At 57.7% G+C, this 22,173-nt stretch carries 18 protein-coding genes; 9 read left to right on the forward strand and 9 right to left on the reverse strand.

Translation table 11 applies throughout. The annotated features are described in order from the left end of the window. Positions 1–44: 44 nt before the first annotated feature. The 5 genes from FKG94_RS08065 to FKG94_RS08085 form a co-directional block, all read right to left on the reverse strand. Positions 45–1,895, reverse strand: coding sequence for a hydantoinase B/oxoprolinase family protein (locus tag FKG94_RS08065; RefSeq protein WP_142903687.1), 1,851 nt, complete (start codon positions 1,893–1,895; stop codon positions 45–47). 16 nt (positions 1,896–1,911) lie between these two features. Continuing rightward, entirely contained in the window at positions 1,912–3,972 is a 2,061-nt protein-coding gene (locus FKG94_RS08070; RefSeq protein WP_142903688.1) for a hydantoinase/oxoprolinase family protein, read from the reverse strand. A gap of 95 nt (positions 3,973–4,067) precedes the next feature. Continuing rightward, positions 4,068–5,051 carry a hydroxymethylglutaryl-CoA lyase gene (locus FKG94_RS08075; RefSeq protein WP_142903689.1) on the reverse strand — a complete coding sequence of 328 codons (984 nt, stop codon included), beginning with the start codon at positions 5,049–5,051 and terminating at the stop codon, positions 4,068–4,070. Continuing rightward, the gene (locus FKG94_RS08080; protein WP_142903690.1) at positions 5,048–6,247 is read right to left on the reverse strand and encodes a CaiB/BaiF CoA transferase family protein; all 1,200 of its coding nucleotides are present in this window, start codon (positions 6,245–6,247) and stop codon (positions 5,048–5,050) included. Before FKG94_RS08080 ends, FKG94_RS08075 begins: the two co-directional genes overlap by 4 nt. A gap of 250 nt (positions 6,248–6,497) precedes the next feature. After that, positions 6,498–6,896, reverse strand: a complete 399-nt coding sequence (locus FKG94_RS08085; RefSeq protein WP_142903691.1) for a VOC family protein — start codon at positions 6,894–6,896, stop codon at positions 6,498–6,500. Positions 6,897–7,439: 543 nt separating this feature from the next. On the opposite strand from FKG94_RS08085, the gene FKG94_RS08090 reads away from it, so the two are divergent. Both FKG94_RS08090 and FKG94_RS08095 read left to right on the forward strand, forming a co-directional pair. After that, a complete protein-coding gene (locus tag FKG94_RS08090) occupies positions 7,440–9,305 on the forward strand; it encodes an extracellular catalytic domain type 1 short-chain-length polyhydroxyalkanoate depolymerase (protein WP_142903692.1) in 1,866 nt (621 codons plus the stop codon). A 525-nt stretch (positions 9,306–9,830) separates the two neighbouring features. After that, complete coding sequence (locus tag FKG94_RS08095; RefSeq protein WP_142903693.1) at positions 9,831–10,235, forward strand: GGDEF domain-containing protein; 405 nt, start codon at positions 9,831–9,833, stop codon at positions 10,233–10,235. Positions 10,236–10,358: 123 nt separating this feature from the next. On the opposite strand, the gene FKG94_RS08100 is transcribed toward FKG94_RS08095, so the two are convergent. Next, a complete protein-coding gene (locus FKG94_RS08100) occupies positions 10,359–10,733 on the reverse strand; it encodes a hypothetical protein (RefSeq protein WP_142903694.1) in 375 nt (124 codons plus the stop codon). Positions 10,734–10,871: 138 nt separating this feature from the next. Further along, positions 10,872–11,645: a TlyA family RNA methyltransferase gene (locus tag FKG94_RS08105; protein ID WP_142903695.1), complete on the reverse strand. Its 774-nt coding sequence runs from the start codon at positions 11,643–11,645 to the stop codon at positions 10,872–10,874. Between the two features lie 21 nt (positions 11,646–11,666). Between FKG94_RS08105 and FKG94_RS08110 the strand changes: the two genes are divergently transcribed. The 4 genes from FKG94_RS08110 (at position 11,667) to FKG94_RS08125 (ending at position 15,489) form a co-directional block, all read left to right on the forward strand. Next, entirely contained in the window at positions 11,667–12,743 is a 1,077-nt protein-coding gene (locus tag FKG94_RS08110) for an alpha/beta hydrolase (protein ID WP_142903696.1), read from the forward strand. Further along, entirely contained in the window at positions 12,733–13,113 is a 381-nt protein-coding gene (locus FKG94_RS08115; protein ID WP_142903697.1) for a GFA family protein, read from the forward strand. Before FKG94_RS08110 ends, FKG94_RS08115 begins: the two co-directional genes overlap by 11 nt. A gap of 33 nt (positions 13,114–13,146) precedes the next feature. Next, positions 13,147–13,773, forward strand: coding sequence for a LysE family translocator (locus FKG94_RS08120; RefSeq protein ID WP_142903698.1), 627 nt, complete (start codon positions 13,147–13,149; stop codon positions 13,771–13,773). A 588-nt stretch (positions 13,774–14,361) separates the two neighbouring features. Then, positions 14,362–15,489, forward strand: coding sequence for a M91 family zinc metallopeptidase (locus FKG94_RS08125; protein ID WP_142903699.1), 1,128 nt, complete (start codon positions 14,362–14,364; stop codon positions 15,487–15,489). Positions 15,490–15,587: 98 nt separating this feature from the next. On the opposite strand, the gene FKG94_RS08130 is transcribed toward FKG94_RS08125, so the two are convergent. Both FKG94_RS08130 and FKG94_RS08135 read right to left on the reverse strand, forming a co-directional pair. Then, positions 15,588–16,862, reverse strand: coding sequence for a reverse transcriptase family protein (locus FKG94_RS08130; protein WP_142903700.1), 1,275 nt, complete (start codon positions 16,860–16,862; stop codon positions 15,588–15,590). 241 nt (positions 16,863–17,103) lie between these two features. Beyond that, positions 17,104–18,381 carry a hypothetical protein gene (locus FKG94_RS08135; protein ID WP_142903701.1) on the reverse strand — a complete coding sequence of 426 codons (1,278 nt, stop codon included), beginning with the start codon at positions 18,379–18,381 and terminating at the stop codon, positions 17,104–17,106. A 623-nt stretch (positions 18,382–19,004) separates the two neighbouring features. Between FKG94_RS08135 and FKG94_RS08140 the strand changes: the two genes are divergently transcribed. From FKG94_RS08140 to FKG94_RS08150, 3 genes are all read left to right on the forward strand, one after another. Next, on the forward strand, positions 19,005–20,099 hold the full coding sequence (locus FKG94_RS08140) for an L-dopachrome tautomerase-related protein (RefSeq protein ID WP_218943472.1): 1,095 nt from the start codon (positions 19,005–19,007) through the stop codon (positions 20,097–20,099). A 340-nt stretch (positions 20,100–20,439) separates the two neighbouring features. Next, positions 20,440–21,432: an NADP-dependent oxidoreductase gene (locus tag FKG94_RS08145; RefSeq protein WP_142903702.1), complete on the forward strand. Its 993-nt coding sequence runs from the start codon at positions 20,440–20,442 to the stop codon at positions 21,430–21,432. A 72-nt stretch (positions 21,433–21,504) separates the two neighbouring features. Continuing rightward, the gene (locus FKG94_RS08150; RefSeq protein WP_142903703.1) at positions 21,505–22,164 is read left to right on the forward strand and encodes a DsbA family oxidoreductase; all 660 of its coding nucleotides are present in this window, start codon (positions 21,505–21,507) and stop codon (positions 22,162–22,164) included. Positions 22,165–22,173: the final 9 nt, after the last annotated feature.

Here is a 22,173-nt window from a genome sequence, read left to right on the forward strand (position 1 = left end):
ACAACCACAACCTTGATATCGCACCCTGCCAAAGCGACCTGCCCTCAAAATGTAGGCGCCAGCGGCGGCGGCAGATGCGTTTCAGCCTCACAGCGCGCTTTGATTTCTTCGATGGTGCCGCCGAAATTAAACAGGCCGCCATCGGTGCGCGCCGCCGCCATTTTCTCGCGCAGCGCCGCCGTCGCCCCGGCATCGACACCGGCGGCGCCAATCACTACCCCGTAGCGCCGGGCACCGGCGACACTGACCAGGCCGCGCTCGACATCGGCGTGCACCAGTTCGGCGTCGCGCTCCAGGGGGTCGCCCCAGCCACCGCCGCCCCAGGTGTTGAAGTAGAGCAGATCGCCGGCCTTGACCTCGATATCCTCGCATTTGGCCGGCAGCCACTGTTCGCTGCCGTCGCCGCGCACCAGTCTCTTGGTGGAACGCATGCCGGGCTCACCGCCCTTGACACCCCAGGGATAGGTCAACCAGCGCTCGTCGTGAATGGCGATACGCCCGTCCACCAGGAAGCGGTAGGCCACCGACAGGCCGTTGCCGCCGCGGTGCAGACCAGCACCGCCGGAGTCGGGAATGGTGGCGTAGGTTTCAATACGCAGCGGAAAGTAGGCTTCGATAAACTCATTCGGCACGTTGGTAAAACCCGGCCACAGCGAGTGGCCGTCGGGCCCGTCGCCAACCGGCCGGCCGGGGATGCCGCCAAAACCGATCTGGAACAGTTGAAACCATTCACCTTTGCGATCGTAGCCAGAGTAAAACAAGTGCGGCGAATCGGAGAAGCCGGCGGCATTGATAGCGTCGGGCGCTGACTGGCCCAGCAGGCCGCCCATCACATCGAAGATACGCCCGAGCGCGTGGGTGCGGCCCGACAAGGGTGCCGGGAATTTGGGTTTCAACAGCGTACCTTCCGGAATACGCACATCCACCAGATCGTAAAAACCGTCATTGAAAAGAATCTGGGGATCGAACAAATTAATAGTGAAAGAGCCGAAAAACATTTTGAACATCTCTTCATTGAGATAAAAGTTAATCGAACTCTGGGCCTGGGGATCGGTGCCGTCGAAATCGAAAATCGCTTTCGAACCCTCGCGCCACATTTTGCAGCGAATTTTGTAGGGCCCGCAACCGACGCCGTCGTCGCAGACGTAATCCTCGAACACCCGCGGCTCTTGCGGCACTATGGTTTCAATAATCACCTTCATGGCCTGGTAGTTGCGCTCGAGCATAATGTTCATGGTGGTGTGAAACACATCGTCGCCGAAACGCTCGGCAATTTCCACGCAGCGTTTGGCCGCCGTGCGACAAGCCGCCACCAGGGCATTCAGGTCAAAGCGGTTCCATTGCGGCGTGCGCACATTGTGCAAAATCAACTCCAGTACATCACTTTGCAACTCGCCTTTTTTATACAACTTGGTCGGTGGAATGCGGATACCTTCCTGGTAAATGCTGTTGGCGCGGATCGGAATCGACCCCGGCACCATGCCGCCGTTGTCGGACATATGACCGAACATGGCCGACCAGGCGATATGCCGGCCGTCTTTGAAGATCGGCACCAGCACGATCCAGTCGGGCAGGTGAGACACGGCTGCGTTACACATATAGGGATCGTTGGTGAGGATAATATCGCCTTCCTCAATCTGCTCGTTGTAGGCTTCGGTAAAACCGTAGATAAACGAGCCGAACTGTCCCACCACCATTTTGCCGTCGCGGTTGGCGATCATCGGAAAACAATCGCCCTGTTCGCGAATGCCCGGACTCATAGCGGTGCGAAACAAGACCGCGTCCATCTCCTCGCGCGCATTGCGCAAGGCGTTTTCAATAATATCCACCGTCACGGTGTCAACGTCGACCTGGTTGAACGGCCGGGTGTTGGTTTCGATAATGGTTGCACTCATTGGACTCCCTCCCGGACTAGTCTGCTGGATTGATCAGTAAGTTGCCGATGGCATCCACCCGCGCCGTATGGCCGGGCAGGATAACGGTGGTGGAGTCCATTTCGTTGACAATGGCGGGACCCGTCACCAGCCAGCCTTCGCGCAGCAGACCGCGGTCGTAGATGGTGGCATCGTGATATTCCCCGCCGTAGTAATAACGGCTTTGGTGAATAACCGCATCGTCCAGCGTGGCCGCGGTGCTGCCGGGGGCACTGGTGTCGATCTGCTTGGCGTGCACCTGGGCGATGGCCCGCAGCATCACGATTTCATGACCCTCTTCGAGCGCAAAGGTAAAGAGTTGCTCGTGTTCTTTGTCGAACGCTTCGGTCAACAGGGCGATGCCTTGTTGTTGCAGTTCCGTGTCGGTGAAGTCCACCGTAATCTGGAATGCCTGGCCGGCGTAACGCAGGTCCGCCTGGTACAAAACGTCTAGCTCGCTCTCGGCGATACCGTCGGCAATCAACGCTGCGGCGGCCCGGTCTTTCAGTTCCGCCAGGGCGGCGGACAATTGCTCGGCGCTCAACGCCGCGGTCATTTTCACAAACGTCTGGGAGGCTTCATCCTGCACCCGGGTATTGGCGTCGCCGTAGGCGCAAAGCACGCCCGGCCCCGGCGGGATAATCACCGGCCAGGCCCCGCTCAACAGGCCCAGCGCATTGGCGTGCAGAGGACCGGCGCCGCCAAAGCCCACCAGGGCGAAGTCCCGCGGGTCGAAACCCTGTTCCACCGACACCAGTCGCAGTGCGCCGAACATGGATTCGTTGACAATTTTGATAATGCCCTCGGCGGCGGCCATCAGATCGATATCCATGGCGTCGGCGACGGTTTGCACCGCCGCCGTCGCCGCTTCGCGACTGATCGCCATTTTGCCGCCGAGCTGCACATCGGCGGGCAGGTAACCGAGGACCACATTGGCATCGCACACTGTCGGCAGCTTGCCGCCTTTCATATAGGCCGCCGGACCGGGCTCCGCGCCCGCCGATTCCGGTCCCACCCGCAGTGCCCGGGTCAGTTCCGGCACAAAGGCGATGGAGCCACCGCCGGCGCCGACCGTGCGCACATCCACCGAGGGCGCCCGCACCGTCACGTCGCCGACACGGGTTTCGCGCCGGGTTCTGGCGCGGGCGTTTTGTATCAGTGCGACATCGGTGGAGGTACCACCCATATCAAACGTCAGAATATTGCGAAAACCGGCGCGCTGGCAAAAGTAGATGGCCCCGGCCACACCGCCGGCGGGCCCGGACAGCAGCATATTGACCGGACTTTCGGCGGCGGCGCGCGCCGAGGCCAGACCGCCGTCGGAGCGCAGGATGGAAAGTTGCACGTCATCACCGAGCTGCTGCTCCAGCGCCTGTTGCAGATGGGTGACGTACTTGGCCACTTCCGGGCGCACATAGGAGTTCACCACGGTGGTCTCGGTACGCTCGTACTCCTGCATCTCCGGCACTACCGCCGAGGAGATGGAAATGGGAATATCGGTAAACACCTGTTCCGCCACTGCCTGGGCGCGCCGCTCGTGCTCGCCGTTGAGATAGGCATTTACAAAACTGATGGTCAGCGCTTCGATACCGCCTTTGGCCCGCAGCGCCGCCAGGCTCTCTTTCAGCGCCGCCTCATCCAGTTCGGTGACCACCGCACCTTCGGCATCGATGCGCTCGTCAGCTTCGATCGTCAGTTCCAGCGGCGCCAGCAGCGGCGCTTTCACATAACTGACCCAGCCGCCGAGCCCGCCCGGACAAAAGGAACGCGCCACCTGCAACACCTGGCGATAGCCTTTGGTGGTCACCAGGGCGACCTTGGCACCCTTGCCGGTCAACACCGCGTTGGTCGCCACGGTGGTACCGTGCATGACCCGCTGGATGGTTTGCGGGGCGACACCGGACTCCGCACAGATGGCCGCCACCCCGTTCAGGACACCCACCGACGCATCGCTCGGCGTCGAGGGCACCTTGGCGGTGAAGGTTGCGCCGGTGTCCTCGTTCATCAATAGCAGGTCGGTAAAGGTACCCCCCACATCGACACCCAATCGATAACTCATAAATCGCTCCCGGTTGCGTAAACGTTAATTTTTATTACCGTCGTTTTCACGTGCCTCTTTCACAGACTCAAGTGCAAAGGCTCAGGTCTACAGGTTCAGGCCGGCATACGATCGCCGGCGTCTTTTTGTAATGGTTGTTGTGATTGCCGTTGCGAGGCGGTTTGCGCGGTTTTGTCTACCGATTTTTGCAACCAGGCGCTGGCACGGCCGCCGGGCGCGGCGCCCGTCAAGGTATTGGCAAGCTGCGCCGCCTGCAGCAGACCGGCCATATCGATACCCGTGTCGAAACCCAACTGCTCCAGTAGCATCACCACGTCCTCGGTGGCCACATTGCCCGCCGCACCGGGTGCAAACGGGCAACCGCCGAGGCGGCCGATAGCGGCGTCAAAACGGCGAACACCCGCCTCGACGGCGGCATAGACATTAGCCAACCCCAGCGCCCGGGTGTCGTGGAAGTGACAGCCCAGTTGCGCCGCACCCTGGGCGCTTACCAGCGCCCGGGCCAGGGTGTTTACCTGGGCCGGATTAGCCGCGCCTATGGTATCGGCCAGCACCAACTGCGCCGCGCCGCGGGCCAGGAATTTTTCGACAATGCGCTCCACTACCGCCGGTTCCGTGTTCCCGGCGAAAGGACAGCCAAAAGCCACCGCTACGGTAACGATCACTTCGATGCCGTCACCGGCCGCCTGCTGCAACATCTCCTCGGTGACGGCCTCGATGGTCAGCCAGTCTTTGCCGACATTGACCTGGCTCATGGCATCGCTGGCGTAGACCACCATGGTGACACTGCGCAGGCCCGCCGCCCGCGCCAGCTCATAACCCTTGAAGTTGGGCACCAGGGCGGTGTAGTGGGCGGCCTGCGGCGGCAACCCCGCCACCACCGCGTCGGTATTGGCCATGGCGGGCACGGCTTTCGGCGATACGAAACTGCCGACTTCCAGGTGCCGTACCCCGGCCAGCAACAGTGCGTCGATCAGCGCCAGGCGTTGCTCGGGCGTCAGAATTTTTTCCTGGCTCTGCAGCCCGTCGCGGGGCCCCACGTCGGTAACGACTATCTGTTCGCGTTTGGCGGCATTCATTTTATGACTCCCGCTGCTTTCAGTTGCGTGACGGTTTGCGGTTCGTAATCGAGATACTGCGTCAACACTTCATCAGTGTGCTGTCCCAGCGTCGGTGCGGCGGAAAAGCTTTCCTCACTGCTGCGCGATAATTTGATGGGATTGCCCGGACCCCGGGTGGTGGCGCCGTCGGGGTGTTTTAAATCGACGACCATATTGCGATAGCGCACCTGTTCGTCGGACAATGCCTGCTCAAAATTATTGACCGGTGCGCAGGGAATACGCATGGCCTCCAACTGCTCGAGCCAGTAGGCGCTGGTGTTGCCGCTCAATATTTCATTCAGGGTGGCGTTGATAAAATCACGGTCCTCCCAGCGCCCCGGCTGGGTGTCGTATTTGGCATCGTCGAAAGCCGCGCAATCCACCACCTGTTTCAGGTTCTGCCAGAAGTTGTCGGTGATCACGGCAATCACGATAAAACCGTCGGCGGTGGTAAAGGTGTTGTAGGGTACGTGCACGAAGTGGGAATTGCCGATCGGGTAGGGGTTTTCACCGGAGAGGAAGTACATGGTCGCCATATAATTCAACAGCGATATCTGGCAGTCGAGCATGGAGATATCCACGTGCTGGCCGCAGCCGCTGCGCTCCCGCTCCCACAGCGCCGCCAGCACCCCCATCACACCGAACATACCGCCGCCGAGATCGCCGATGGGAATGCCGGCCCGCACCGGGTGTTGGGGATCGGCCCCGGTGATGGACATGCCGCCGCCGGTAGCCTGGGCCACCTGGTCGAAGGCCGGGCGTTTGTGCTTCGGACCCGAGGAGCCGAAGCCGGAAATGGCGCAGGTGATGATGCGGGGATTGACTGTTTGCAAGTGATCGAAATCGATCTTCAGCCTTTCGGCGACACCCGGGCCGAAGTTGCTGATCACGATATCGGCGGTTTTTACCAGGTCGTAAAACACCGCCAGTCCCTTGTCGCTCTTCAAGTCAATGGCCACGCTTTTTTTGTTGCGGTTGAGGGTCAGGTAATAGGCGCCCATGCCGTCGAGGGAGTTCTTTGGGTCCCTGGCGAGCAGCTTGCGGGTTCCCTCACCCTGCAGCGGCTCGACCTTGATGGTTTCGGCACCCAGATCGGCCAGGATCATGGCGCCGTAGGGGCCTGACAACATATGTGTTAAATCCAGCACCCGGACTCCTGTCAACGGTTTATTCATCAGCTTCCCCACACCGCCCTGCGGCACTATTGATTGATTCTGTGTGACTTATCCGTGATCGCCCGGCGTTCACGCTTGTTCCTGACAGAAAGGCAAAGCACGTGCCAGCGCCGGGGGCGGCGCGTGAATCCCCATAAAATCGTTAAAAAACAAGACGCTATGGATTTCAGCTCAACGGAGAACAGGCTCGCCTTCAGTTTCAGTCTGAAAAAAATTATTTCAAATTGAAATTTACATTTGAAATTAGAGATCAAGTCTGGCAAAGCTGCAAGACCGGACCGAGACCGCTTCCCACCGCCAGGTCACAGACCCGCCAGTTATCCAGGCCTTGGCGGGGCTCGCCATCGGCCTGCAGGCCCCGTTGTTGGAGGTTGGCGAGACTGGCTTCCAGGGAGTCGACGCCAAAGGAAAGCAGAAACAAGCCCTCGCCCCGGTCGGCGAGAATGCGGCCTACGGCAGAGTCCGCCGTCAGCGGCTGCACCAGCACCAGCCAGGTGCCGTTGAGGTCGAAGCGCGCTGTTTTTACCTGGCGCTGGGGCAGGGATTCGAGCACCGGTTCGCGGTTTAGTACAGCCTGCATCTGCCCCATGGATTGGTTCAGGTCACGCACCAGGAAGTTGAGGTGGTGAATGGCGTTGACTTCACTCATGACGGCGACTCCGGTGCTGTTGACGGGAAATCCCCATGGTAACCAAAGCGACAGGGGCGGTGCTATTGGCGAGGTGCGGGGACGTAACTTTAGTTGCGTCCCCCTCGAAGGGATCCACGCCAACGCCAACTGGCGCCGCTTCCGGCGGCACGACCCCTTCGAGGGGAACCACGCCACCCCAAAAACAGCACCTCACCCGGCGGCACAATACAGCAAAGGACATCATCACCCACTCAAAAACCCGCTGAACAGACAATAGAGAAACCGCAGTAAAACGAACTGGTGCCTTAAGAAAGGGGAGTGGCACCATGCTAAGGGGACGCAACTAAAGTTACGTCCCCTTAGCATGGTGCCGCCGCGAGTAGTCCTACCATAAGTGGTGCCAGATGCCATCAAAGGCAATTCCCGCGATACGACCTTCGTCGGCCATGCTACCTTAGTCGTAAACGCGACTAAGGTAGCAGTCTGCGGTCACGCGACAACTCTCCATCTGTATTACGCTTGCCGGCAACTCCGACAACAAAAACTGAGAGAGCCCAGGCCATGAATTTACGCCAAATCATCCTGACTATTACCGCGATATTTTCGTCGTTCACCCAGGCCGGCAACTGGACCCAGGAGTCCATCGCCGGTATGAGCGTAAACCTCTATACCCCCACCACGGCACCGGCACTCAACGACCGGCGGGCCCTGATGATCAATCTGCATGGCTGCGCCCAGTCCGCCGCCGATCTTAAATCCGGCGCCAACTGGCAGGCCAGCGCCGATCAGTACGGCATGGTGGTGGCCATCCCCGACGCCCCCGGCGGCGGCGTTATCGCCGGCTGCTGGGACTATTACGGCAACCAGCAAAGCCGCAACAATAAATACAACGACAACCTGATTCAACTGGCCCTGACACTGGCAGCGCGGCCGGCACTGAATATCGACGCCGACCAGGTCTATCTCAGCGGCCTCTCCTCCGGCGCCACCCAGACGGCGGTGCTGGCCTGCCTGGCGGCGGATGTATTTGCCGGAGTGGGCATCAACGCCGGCCCGGCCATCGGCACCAGCGCGTTTCAGATCGGCAGTGTCGCGACCACCGCCGGCGCCGCTGAAAACCTCTGCCTGAATTTCGCCGGCACGGTGCAGACAGAATTGGCGACCCAGGTGGCCTCGGTTATCTACGGCACGGCCGACACACTGGTGGCCACCGGTTACAACGATCTCAACGCCTCTATTTTCGCCTCCCTGTACGGCGCCGGCGCCGATGCCGGCAGCGACGCCATCCCCGGCGGCGGAACAGAAACCACCTGGAGCGACGGCAGCGGCACCCGGGTGTCCCTGATTGCGGTGGCAGGCATGGGCCACGCCTGGCCCGCGGGCCAGGGTTCCGCCGGCAGCAGCAACTATATCGACCACGCCAGCGTCAACTATCCGCAGGTGTTGACCGGGTTTTTGTTCGCCAACAACCGGCGCGCGCAGACCAATCTCCCACCCGCGCTCAGCAGTCTGCAACTACAGGAAGACAGCGGCACCATACTGGTAACCGGCCTCGCTACAGACGCCGACGGCACCGTGGTGAATATCTATATATCCATCGAGTCCACAGCGCTTGGAACCGAGGTCGACAGCTTCGACCTGGCGGTAGACGGCGCCGGCTTTTTCAGCGGTAACAGCCAGGCGCTGGCCGACGGTAACTACAGCGTCACCGTTGTGGTCGAAGACGATCAGGGGGCGACAGCCAGTCAGACAGCGACTGTCCGATTGGGTCCGGCGCCACCCGACAGCGCGCCGGTGCTGAGCGAGTTGGCCGCACTCACCGAGGGTGCCTGCGTCACCGTCAGCGGCAAGGCAATCGACCCCGATGACAACCTGGACAGTATCAGCGCCAGCTTCGACGGCGGCGCCGGCATTGCCGTCACGACAACGGCCGACGGCAGCTTTACGCTGGCTAACTGCGAACTCGGCGCCGGCACCCACAGCGTCACGATCACGGCAATCGATAGCGGCGGCAACTCGACCACCTCCGCGCCCATACCTTTCACGCTGGCGGACGCGGGCATCAGCGCCACCCTGACAGCGCATATCGATGCCGGTCGCCTGGACTTCACCGCTTATGCCACCTGCTACCTCACTTACGGCAGCGAACCCTTTACCTTGTTTTTAGGTACGGATAATCGCTGGAGCGACAACGCCGGCTGTATTGGCCCGGTCCAGGATAACGGCGGGGGCGGGGACCCGGGCAACTGCACCGAATATACCGCCAGCACCGCAGGCCACGTGTTGGCAGGCCGCGCGCAGTTATGCGCACTGGTGAGCTATTGTGCCAAGGGCTCCGGCGACTACCTGGGTCTGTACAGCTTTTTCGACAGCAAGACGTTGGCGGAGGCGCCGGCGGGGTACTTTACTCTGGGCAGCTGTCCCTAGCGCCCGCAGTGGTCATGGCACCGGTAGGTGATGGTTACCGGCGCCATGACCACTACAACAGACATTCAAACAACTTTATTCAGCAGAGAATATTCAGACGAGATCGTTGCGGCAAAGCTGTCTAAAAAACGCTAAAGGAAAATACATTGGCTAAAAAATTACGGACGAGAGAATAACAATCACAGCTTGTTTGAAATAACAAAAACTTACAGGTTGTACCTGGACTACAGAAGCACGCTTGAGTAAGCCGGAAGACGCCGGTATCAAACAGTCGACAAGTTTTTGACACCACAATGCAACGGCTGCGTTATACAAAACAACGTCAATAAGGCGCCGATTTTTTTTACACCTCTTAAGTGATAAAAAACACTAACCCGGATTCTTGTGCCTCCATCCATTCTAAAACCGGTTCGGTTACCGGAGCACGCACATAACAAAAAATACTGGGCCTGGCTAACCGGGCAGGGTTTCCGATAGAATAACGAACGGCCCGCTTTGTTGAACCAGGAATCCATCGCCAACACCATGAAAACTCCCAGCGCAAGCGCCGCACTGTCCAACCGCCGCGGTTTTATACTGTTGTCACAGCACGCGTTCGGCCTTTGTAAGCGGCATAAAGACCAGGCATCGATGATTTACCTGAATTTGGAGGATCGCAAAACCGCGGCGGCTTTTGCGCAGCTTCTGGGCGGCAACTTTCGCGCTTCCGATGTGGTCGGCCAACTGGCGGAGAACGAATTTGCAGTGTTCCTGAGCCATGCCGATCAGGTCAGCGCCGATATATCACTGCGGCGTTTCGCCAACCTGGTCGCCGATTACAATGAGTCGTCCGGCGGACAATCGCCGCTTACCTACAGAGCCGATATCGAACGGGTCGATTTCAATCACCATCAAAGTATTGACGACCTGCTGCGGCGCCCGGCGCTCTAGGCACAATTTTTCACTCGCCCCAGTACGTGCGGCAGCCATAAACAGTTGCCGGGCGGGTTTCAAAAGCGTTGTTGTTGGCAGCTATACCGGCAGCACCAGTCGGAAGTCGGTCTCCGACTGTTCTCAAATGCTGCCGTCACGAAAAGACAGAGACCCGAGCGGAGCAATCGCATCACAGTAAAACAACGGCCGATTCTCACCGCTGTGATAGCGATAAGTTCGCTCTCCCGCCTTCAGGGTAATGCGCGCGCCTTTGCTCGGCACCTTCATATACTGGGCGTTAGGCTTGGGGCAACCCAGACTCGAATCGCGCCAGGTGATATGGCGGGCCTCCACTAACTCAATCGCCGCCGCATCCATTTTCAGGCGGTGGGCCAGGTCTTGCTTGGCCAGCAGCACCAGTCTGCGCAGGGCGGCATCCATGGCTGTCTCACTCTCAATAGCATCCGGCAATAATTTGATGTTATCGGCAGCTTCCGGATTCGGCGTCGGAGGCATTACTGCAAAACAAACAGTCACCGGTATACAGGACACAACTATCACCAACAGTTTGTACATGGGCACCTCGGTTAAACAGCGGAAACAATCGACTTTGGCTATTGAGCAGCACTTCGATTCTATAGTAAGTCGATACCATCAACGTCCCGGCTTACGCGCCACCAGTAAAAACTCGCGGTTGCCGTCACCCCCTGTGATGGGACTGTCAAAATAATCCGCTATCACAAGTCCGCAGGCCTCGACACTGCGTCGGATTTTCGCTTCCACCTGCTTGTAAAGCGCAGGATCACGCACCAAACCACCTTTGCCGACACCGGCCCGGCCCACTTCGAACTGCGGTTTTACCAGACTGACAAAGTGGCCACCGGCCCCGATCAGCGGCGCCAGCCCCGTCAGTACCAGGGTCTGAGAGATAAACGCTATATCCATCACGGCGATATCAAAACCCCCACCGCCGGTATAACCCAACAATTGCGCCGCGGGCAGTTGGCGGGCATTGACACCCTCCAAGCACACCACCTGCGGGTGGTCACGCAGGGCCGGCGCCAATTGCCCGCGCCCGACATCCACTCCCACCACCCGCGCGGCGCCCGCCTGCAACAGGCAGTCGGTAAAACCGCCGGTGGACTGGCCCACATCCAGCGCCACAGCATCTGTTACCGCCAAATCCATCCTCTGCAGCGCAGCAGCCAGTTTCAGGCCACCACGCGACACATAGCGTTCAGCCGCATCCGCCGCTACGGTGAACTGGGTGTCAGCCGCCAGCTTGAGGCTGGGTTTGGCCAGCGACTGCCAGCGCCCGCCGGCCAGGAACTGTACCCGCTGGCGGCCAATCAAACGCTGGGCCTGGGTGCGAGAGGCCGCCAGGCCCCGGGTCACCAGTAACACATCGGCGCGTATTTCTGTCGTCATTGGTAGCTACGATTTGCAAAGATGACCTATTATAACGGCTTTGCCGGTGCCGCCGGTTGGCAAAGACTGTTACGAATTATGCATATGCGCCACACTCCACGTTTCCAGCCACTGCATTCGAAATCTCTGGGCCCGAAACGCCTGTTTTTGGGTTCCCCGTTTTTAAGACTGGGCCGATATATCCGCGCCGCGCTGCTGGGATCCTGTCTGCTGGCGCTCGGGGGCTGCACCCAAATAAGCCTGGCCGTAGTGAACACCCTGGCGTGGTTTGGCAACTACACCCGGGTCACCGATATTGCCTACGGCCCGGACCCGCTCAATCGCCTCGATATCTACACCCCCGAGGCAGCTTCCGCACCGCGTCCGACAGTAGTGTTTTTTTACGGTGGTTGTTGGGGCGGCTGTGATACGGTCACCAAGGGATACTACCGCTTTGTCGGCGAGGCACTGACCGCCAGCGGCTTTACGGCCGTACTGGCCGACTACCGCCGTCACCCTCAGGTGAAGTTTCGCCAAATTATGGATGATGCTGCTGCCGCAACAGCCTGGGTCGCGGCGAATGTCGACGACTATGGCGGCGACCCGGACCGCATTTATCTGATGGGGCACTCCGCCGGCGCTCATCTGGCGGCGATGCTGGCGCTCGATGAAAACTACCTGGCTCCGGCGGTGCGCAAGCAGGTGCGCGGAGCTATCGGCCTGGCGGGGCCCTATGACTTTTTGCCGCTCAACGAAGCTTATCAGCAGACGTTGTTTGGTCCGCCGGCAAACTACCCGGCGTCACAACCGATCAATTTTGTCGACGGCGGCGAGCCGCCCATGCTGTTACTGCACGGTCTCGACGATACGATGGTCAAGCAAAAAAATCTCGTCAATCTCGCCGCCAAGATAAACCGCCTGCACGGCAGCGTCGAAACCCGGCTGTATCCCGATATCGATCACGCCGGTATTCTGGCGGCGCTATCGAAACCGCTGCGAGACAGTCACCCGGTGTTGAACGATATTGCGAATTTTATCCGGTCGAGCGGGGCAGCCAACGACCAGCACTCTGCGGGTGCGGGTGCACTAACTCAAAGCGAGTTCGGCGATGATCTATAAAGGCGCATGTCACTGCGGAGCGGTGACTTTCGAGGTTGAAGCCCCCGATCAGATCGATGTACAGGACTGCAATTGTTCGATCTGCAAGAAAACCGGGTTCGTGCATCTAATCTTACCCAAATCCAAATTCACTTTGCTGAGCGGAGCCGAGGCGCTGACGACTTATACGTTCAACACCGGAGTGGCGAAACACACATTCTGTAAAGTTTGCGGTGTCAAACCGTTTTATACACCGCGCTCCAACCCCGACGGTATCGATGTCAACCTGCGCTGCCTGGACAGTGTGCCATCGTCGATTGCGAGAACTCAGTTCGACGGCGCCAACTGGGAGCAACATGCCCATACGCTGGCGCACCTGAGCAAGGAGTGAAAACCGTAGTCCGGACAACCGATACACACAGCTATGATTGACCCGAACACTGCGTTTATTTTTATCACCGCATCGGTCCTGCTGGCGCTCGCCCCGGGGCCGGATAATATATTTGTCCTCACCCAGTCGATGCTGCAGGGCGCCGCCGCCGGCCTGCTGGTTACCCTGGGTCTGTGCACCGGCCTGTTGGTCCATACCACGGCAGTGGCCTTTGGGGTGGCGGTGATCTTTCAGACCTCGGCGTTTGCTTTTACGCTGCTGAAACTGATGGGCGCTGCCTATTTGCTGTATTTGTCGTGGCAGGCTTTTCGAGCTGGAAAAAACGCCGGCGGCAACGGCGATAAGCCGCACCTGACAGGCCGAAGTCTCTACCGGCGCGGTATCATTATGAATATCACCAACCCCAAGGTCTCGATATTTTTTCTGGCCTTCCTGCCGCAGTTTGCCGATCCCGGTGCCGGCTCCCTGAGCGGGCAATTGATCGTCCTGGGTCTCTTATTCATCGCATCGGCACTGCTGGTATTCGGCTGTATCAGCCTGCTGGCGGGCAGGCTCGGCCGTTGGTTCAAACAATCGGAACACGCTGAAAAAGTATTGAATCGCATCGCCGGCACCGTGTTTGCGGGACTGGCCCTGAAGCTGGCTTTGACGGAGCGTTGATCACTAAAGAATTGGTAAACCACTAGCGTGGCTTTCCTCACTTAATTTGTAAGTTTCGGTCAGACCCACATCTTCGACATCCAAGCCGTTTTCTTACAAAGCGGTCATGTATTTTTCCGGTCCGGCGGGTCAACCGAGGCGTTTTTCCACTCATATTGAATAAGGTTTGCAAATGCTCTTGGCCTGGGAGCACGCGACCTTCGTTTTTTCACCATAGATTGTCCGTTAGGGGCCCTGGGGGTTTGCTGCGTAAACAGGCAAAAGTCTCTGTATTCCCGCGCTTCTGTCCTCTCCGGGGTAGAGTTACCTGTAAATCAACTGCAACCTTTTTTATATCGATTCGGTATTACTTCAAAGTACTGTGGCTAAAGCGCATTCCCGCGAAGGCGGGAATGAAGGTTTAGAGGAATTATGCAGTTTCCGGATGGGAACCAGTCAGTAAGGAGATAAACCAATGAGCAGTAACAAGGAAAACGATGCGTCAAAGTACGACGGTAATCAAGTAACCACACTGAGTCCAGTTGCTTCACCACTCGACCCTAAGGCCGATGCAGAGAATGTTAGACCAAAGCCCAAAAGGAGCTCACAATGCTAACTCGTCAGCAGTTCGTCACTCACCTGACAGCCGCCAACCGCCGGATTTACCTCCGCGGACCATCGTGTTTCCACACACAGAGTTCAATGCTTCCGGTGGTGAATGCTGTCGATGCATACGGCGCGCTGGCCAACGGGGCCAACTTGCTCGCACTGATCCGGGCGATCGGCAATGTTCCTGCGGCCAAAAAGATCAAATACGACGGCCCACTCCGGGCGTTATACAATAGCTTCCCAAATTTTATCTACGTGTCGGTCAATCCTGCCTTTGCTCTAAGTACGGCACAGACGCCAGGCATCAATGTGTGTAAGCAGCCGAACGTGCCGTCGCATCAGGTCGATGCCGTGCTGGCCCTAAGTCAGTTGGATGCTCTGCCGTCGGGGCACGCTCTATTGGCGGCTCTGCAGGCGCAGGCGGCGGCACGTCCGGCACGCTGGACCGAGGTTAAATGTGCAGCCGCGACGGTCAGCGGAGGCAACGAGTGTGCGATCTTTGGGGGGAGGCCGGACAATTACCAGACCACGCTGGCTGCCGCATTGATCGGCAATCCCAACAACGTGGGTGCTCTTATCGGGCCGGCGCTGACGGCCCTCGGTCATCCACCAGCAGCTGGGAACCCTGCACCATTCACTTGGCTGCAAGGACAGATAGACAACTCACCCGTGTATAAGCTGGTGGGGCCGCCGAGTGCCACTCCCTCGTCGGCCGTACACGGTGTGGGATGGATCTCGGCCGCGACCCTACAGAACTGGGCTAATGGCACCACGGTGTTTCCAGCCGGGGTGGCGGCGGGTGCCGTGGATGACGCCAAGGTCGTGCTCGGAACGGTACTGCGCGACGGTGCCGTCGCGGGTCCAGGTGGCCATGCGAGGGTGAAATGGAACGCCTCCAATCTGACGGCCGGCGGCGTCGCCCGCCCGCCGTACATCGGTCTTGGCCATGAACTGGTGCACGCTCTTCACAATACACGCGGTGAGCAGCCAGGTTCGGAAAACGGCCATACGACTACGGCACTCTACGAATACCTGTGCGTCGGTCTCGGTGTCTTTGCGACGGCACCAATCACGGAAAACACACTCCGTGGGGATGCGGGGCTGGCGCTGCGAACCCGATACGCGTAACACCATTCGGGTCAGAGTAACGTTTTTAGTTGTGAAGCTTTGTCCTGGATTTTTACGCACATCGGCATCTCTTAAACTATGATGTTTGCAAAAAGTAGTCAAAACGCTATGCGGTCAAAAAGCTGTAAAAGCTTTTGACCTTTGCTGGTATTGACGGAGGCGACGTAGTGTATTTTCCCCAGTAAATGCGCGCAAAAGTCCTTGTGTTGACCTCTGTTTTGGCTGTCGGGACCAAAACGCACACAGTTGAACAGGGTCGCCTTCAGGTCGTCATAGTAGCGCCTGTCTATATTGATTTTCTCATTGACGACCACACCCACCACTTTTTGTGACTGGCTCCGGGTCAGCCGGCGGGTTTTGCGATGATTGAGTGAAAAACCCTCGTCCAGGCAAATGCTGCCTACCAATGGTGCAAGGAAGTCCCAATTGCGTTTGCCGTTTCCCGACAACACCAGGTCATCGGCATAGCGGGAGTAATCCAGCTCAAGCCGCCTGGCCAAACCGGATAAGCGCCGATCGAGACCCAGCATTATCGCATTGGACAGTGCCGGCGAGGTGGGGGCTCCCTGGGGTAGATGCCGTTCTCTCAGCAGGCGGTTGTAGTGGTCGCCGAGGCCGAACCGGGCCAGAGCGCCCGGGGGACAGGCGTGGGTGCAGAGCGCGCTCAAATAGTTAGCCGTCTTCTTGGGGTATCCCAGAGTGCGAAACACCCGCCAGACGGGCAGCCATTGTATGGATTGAAAATAATTTTCCAGATCAAAACAGAAGACATAGCGCTTGCGGCAATGAAGCCGGGCGTGGTCTAGACTGCTGCAGCCTTTGCGAAAGCCCATGGCTGCCCGGTGCACCGGCGCATGGCACAGGATACGGTTGAGGATCCGGCGCTGTACTGCCTTGAGTATCGTCTTGGGGGATTCGATCAGGCGGCTGCCGGTATGCCGCTTTCGCAGGAGCGAGTAATGGTAGTTGTCCAGCCGCCGGGGCCGGCTGGCATCGACCCTTTTCAAACCGGCGATCCAATCCAGGTGCCCGGGTGACAGACCCAACCATAACGACAACCCGGCGGGGCTGTCGAGTGGCGGCAACTCGGCCCGGGTGGTGCCGCTGACAGGCTCGAGGTTATATATTCTAAAACGGGGGGCCCGCGCCGGCACGACAAACCATGAACGCACCCACCGGCTCTGCTCGAGGAAGCCGGCCAGCAGCTCCAATGCCGGTTTCTCGTTGTAAACGTTCAGTAGCTGGCTGATAAACCCGTCGATATCATCCGGCAGATTGTCAATCCGCTGGATACAGGCCGCCAGCAAGGTGGTGAAATGCCATTCACTGTGGTACAGGCACTGAGCCAGCTCTCGGGTAAAGGTTTGTATCATGGAGTCGCCCGGGATAATCAGTGCGGCGGAGAATGGCACTCAACCCTGCCCCACGCAAGTATAGCTTTGCACTGAAGGTGCAATACCATACTTGCAACGTTAAGCCGACAAACCACCGCCTTGGGGTTACCCCAAAGCCCTGAAGGACAAGCCACCAGGTAATGCTTGAGTGCCGGTCGTACTGTAGTATTTTTCGATACCCGGGTCAACGGACGTGCCATTGAGTGGCATCACCCGGAATCTACACAGGAATACCGGCGCGTTTTTGTTTCAGATAGAATGACAGCTTATCCGCTTTTGACACCTTGATACCGCGTTGCTTCAGCATATCCGAAGACATTTTAAGCATAGGCATATTGTCAAAATAGTAGCGGTGTCTATCGATCAAGTGGCGGGCCGCCTTGTCAACGATATGCATTCTTTTTGCCAGTAGTTCAACGTCATCCATCCACGCGGCCGCGCCGATATCGTCGATAATGTAGTCGATCACATCCGATGTATTCGAACAGACAATGTAATAGCAACCCAGAATAGGACAGACATCAAACACCCTGTAATCCAGAGCGACGCCACTGGCAAGTACCTGGTTAATTTCTTTCTTTTCCTCGTAATCACGTCCAATCAGATAAATGAGATGAACCAGATTGGCCATAGCCGATACACCACCGATAATAGGATCACCCAGGCCGCCGGCACCGGTAGCGTGTACAGCGACTTTCGCTGTAAACGTGACCGTGGAGCGCGATGCCTTGATCAGGTATTCATTCTTCTCTCGCTCGAGTACGCGGATGATCGCATCCACCGCCCGCCGCGGGTCGCCCGCCGCGGCCACATCCTTCACCTTGTTGACGCGGTGCTTGGCGTAGGCGCTTTTTGCCGTTTTTTTCCAATTGTCAAATACATTGTATCCGGATCTCATCACGCCCGCGTAGGGGACCATCTCCGCGATCATATCTGCTAAAAAACCCTGTCCCAACTCTGCCGCGATCTCCTGTTGAAGCTCACCGATCGGTCCTGCATTGTTGAACAGTTCAGACACCAGGCTCATCACATTGTCGCGGGTACTGCCGGCATCAGACGGCGAGCCCTTCACCGCCTGCTGCGCTGCGCCAGCCCCGTCTTTAATCTTTTTTAGCGTAAAGGCTACCTCTGCCTTCTTCTTTTTTCCCATCCCCCCCAGCCCACGGCTTTTGAGCTGTTTCTGGCGAAACATGTTTTGCAGCAATTGTTGTTGTTCCTTGCGAATGATGTCTATGGGCGCCAGTTGCGCATCACTCATATTCAACATCTTCTCCAGGTCGGAAACCAGGTTCTTACCGTTGCGCGCACTCTGCTCCCAGTCCACTCCCTTGGAGAGCTTCCAGGTATTGAAACAAGTCCGCAGGTATCTCACCTGTTTTTGGCTGCGCAGCAAATCGTATTGCTGCAGCGCGTTGTCAACGGCTTTCAATTTGGCACTGCGGGGTTTGGTCAAACCAAGTTTGGTACCTTTCATCCACTGGTCATGAGAAATATACATTGAGGGCTTCCACGCTGGGTCATATCGTTTATTATTACAGTCTTAAATCTGGTATCCCGCCAATAAAAGTGCGGAAAAGCCTTCGCTCTGCAAGATTTACACCAAATAAAATTTCTTTTTTAAACAACAGGTTAGAATTAAAGAGTAGATATTGTGTAAATATCTACGACACTCTTGCGGCTTTCCAGCACCGTTGTTCGGACCAGGGATCGTCAGCCCGGAATAAACCTGAGAGCGCCGATAGCGCAATCGTGCCGTCTGATACGATAATCTGGAAAAGACGGGAACGAAAAGAGGGTCAGGTCTTTAATTGAGAGTTTGCGAAAAGATAAGCGATCGGGTTTGAACCAGAACGTGATGTGTGCGCAGATAACAAAGAGGTTATCAATAACAGTTGCCAAGACGACAGAAAAGGACTTGTTACGCTTTCCCTAATACTACCCTACCAGGTGCTCAGTTCTGGGGGCAGTGTCCCGTTATTACGCTTACAAACTCTCAATTAAAGACCTGACACTCACCGGCTATTAAAGCGCGTGGTAATCCTTGCCTCCTGGTCACTCAGGACGATTTTTTTTAGTTTTTCTTGGCAAAAAGCCTAATGGTTGAAACAGAAGGAGTAGGAAATGAAACAGCCTAGTGTCTTTTTATGCATGCTCGCAGTCATGATGGTATGTGCTTGTAGTCACACATACACTCAGTGGGAATCCGGTAAGGATGTCGCAACCACACTCGAAGTTGTTGCCCAACTAGACAAGGGTCCAGGCAACATCACGGTAACGCCGGCCGGGAAAATCGTCGTCAGCCTGCATCAATTCTACGGCCATGACCTGCGGATCGCCAGTATCGATGACAACGGCCAGCTTATACCATTCGCCACTGCCGCAAACGTCAACTCAGTGCTCGGACTACAGGCGGATGCTGAGGGCGTAGTCTGGTTGCTAGATAATGCGATGCGCGGTGGCACTACCCGCCGTTTAGTGGGCTGGGATGCTTCGGAGGAACGTCTGGTTGTCGATATTGACTTAACCGAAGTCACGACCGACCAATCATTCCTTAACGACCTGGCTGTCGACCCCGTACGCAATACCGTCTATATCGCCGATCCGGCCAGTGGGGCGGATGCGGCAATAATCGTGGTCGATACAGTCCGAAGTGTTGCTCGCCGGGTACTACAAGGCCACAAAAGCGTAATTCCCGAAGATATCGAGCTGGTCATTGACGGTAGTCCGGTGCGAATCCTCGCGGACGATGGCTCTGAAATTCGCCCTCGAACCGGCATCAATCCCATCGCGATAGATAAGGGCGGTGAATGGTTGTATTACGGGCCTATGCACGGACGCAGTATGTATCGGATTCGTACGGCTGGCCTGCGCAATGCCGAGCTTGCCCATGATGATCTGGCAGTCAAGGCCGAACGGTGGTCGGACAAGCCGATCTGCGATGGCATTTCCATCGACAACGCTGGCAATGTGTATCTCGGTGATCTTGCAAACAATGCAATCGGCGTCATCGGCTCCGACCGTAAATACAGAGTGCTGATCTCAGACCCCCGGCTGTCTTGGGTTGATGCGTTCAGCTTCGGTGATAGTGGTTTTCTCTACGCCGTGGTCAACCAACTACACCGCAGCGCAGTTCTCAATGGCGGTGAATCGGCCACCAAACCACCCTACCTGATTGTGAAGTTCAGGCCGCAATCCGGAGGCGCGATCGGGCGATGACCTCCTGTGTCAGGATACCTGTCGCCTCATCACAAATAGGGATAAGGACCGTCTGCCGCTCGAGGTCCGGGTTCTTAGCTGTTCTCACTTCGGATAGAAAGTGCCTATCCGGATCACAACTCATAATGTACTTTTTATATAAAAACCAATCAATCAACAGCTGGCGTGCTACTGACACTCACCCTGTAACCAACGCTGGTATTTTCCGCCGCGACGTTTCATCATGCTATCGAACGGGGGACGACTAAGGCATGGCAGCCCGCTCAACCCCGCGGTCCGGCCGCAGGCGCCTGTTCCCCTGACACACCCCTGAGTCAATATTCGCAACCGGAGCTGCTCTATGACTTACAAAGCCATCAAACTGATAAAGCGACCCCAGACCACCATTACCCCGGACGTATTCGAGGTCATGGAAATGGAGACCCCGACCCTGGGCGAAGGCCAGATCCTGGTCCGGCAAACCCATATGTCGTTGGACCCGGCTATGCGGGGATGGATGAACGAGGATCGCAACAGCTATATACCGCCGGTTGAACTGGGCGATGTTATGCGTTCCAACGGCGTCGGCGAAGTGGTGGAGTCGCAAAACGAAAAGTTTCCCGTGGGCACCCGGGTGGCCGGTCTGATCGGCTGGACTGAGTATCTGGCCACCAGCGGCGCCGGTCTCAACCCGGTGCCGCCGGAAATAGATCCGGAAGCCATTCTGGCAGTGCTCTCACTGCCGGGTATCACGGCGTATCACGGCTTGATGGAAGTGGCACGGCCAAAAGCCGGTGAAACGGTCCTGGTTACCGGTGCCGCCGGTTCAGTGGGGTCCATTGTCGGCCAGATCGCCAAAGCCGAGGGTTTGCGGGTAATCGGCGTGGCCGGCAGCGACGAAAAGTGCAAGTGGCTGACAGATGAGTTGGGCTTCGATGCGGTTATCAACTACAAAACCGCCGACCTGGACACGGCCCTGACCCAGGCGGCTCCCGACGGCATCGATGTGTTTTTTGAAAACACCGGCGGCCCGATCCAGCACGTCGCCATCAACCATATGAACCCCCACGGCCGGGTCGCCATCTGCGGTATGATCGCCGACTACAACCGCACCACCGCGATGCCGGGCCCCAGTTGGATCTTACTGCTGAAAAGACGTTTGCGTGTGGAGGGCTTTACCATGCCCGACGAGCGCCACCGCTGGGGCGAGCTGTCACAGAAGGTCGGCGCCTACCTGATGGCCGGGCAGATCAAGTATCGCACTCATGTGCTGGAGGGCCTGGAAAGCGCCATTGATGGGATCAACCTGCTGTTTAGCGGTGAAAACCGCGGCAAGCTGATGGTGAAACTTTAACTGACCCCGGCCGCAGAACTCTCATCCAAACGACCGGGTAGTGCGTAGTAAGTCTTTGTAAGGAGCTTCGCCATGTCCCCGACCACAAAGCCGTTAAAAATCGATCTGGTATCCGATATTGTCTGTCCCTGGTGCATTATCGGTTATCTCAGACTTCAGCAGGCCCAGCGCCAGCTTCTCGATGAGCTGCAGTTCGAGGTGACCTGGCGCCCATTCGAACTGAACCCGCAGATGCCGCCCGCCGGTGAAAATGTCACCGAGCACCTGAGTCGCAAATATGGCCGGCCACCGGAGATGATGCTGGAAGCACGCCGCCATATTGTCCAGCTCGGCCACGCAGTGGGTTTTCAGTTCACCCTCAACGACGAACGTCGCATTTACAACACCTTCGACGCCCACCGGGTTTTACACTGGGCCCGGGAGATGGGCCGGCAGACAGAATTCGAGCTGGCGCTGTTTCGGGAATACTTCAGCGCCGGCCACAACCCGTCGGCGGCGAGTGTGCTGCAACGGGTAGCCGGCGGGTTGGGTCTCGACACCGACCGCGTGGACGCCATTCTCAGCACCGATGCCTACGCCGCTGAAGTGCGCCGCGAACAGCGGCGTTATCAGGACCTTGGCATCCACTCGGTGCCTGCCTTTATCGTCAACGGTAGCACCATGATTACCGGCGCTCAGGAGACGGAGCAACTGGTCAACACCTTTCGCCAGATTGCCAGACAAGCCGCTTAGAACCGGCAG

The sequence above is a fragment of the Exilibacterium tricleocarpae genome, from assembly GCF_007004655.1.
Taxonomy (GTDB): domain Bacteria; phylum Pseudomonadota; class Gammaproteobacteria; order Pseudomonadales; family Cellvibrionaceae; genus Exilibacterium; species Exilibacterium tricleocarpae.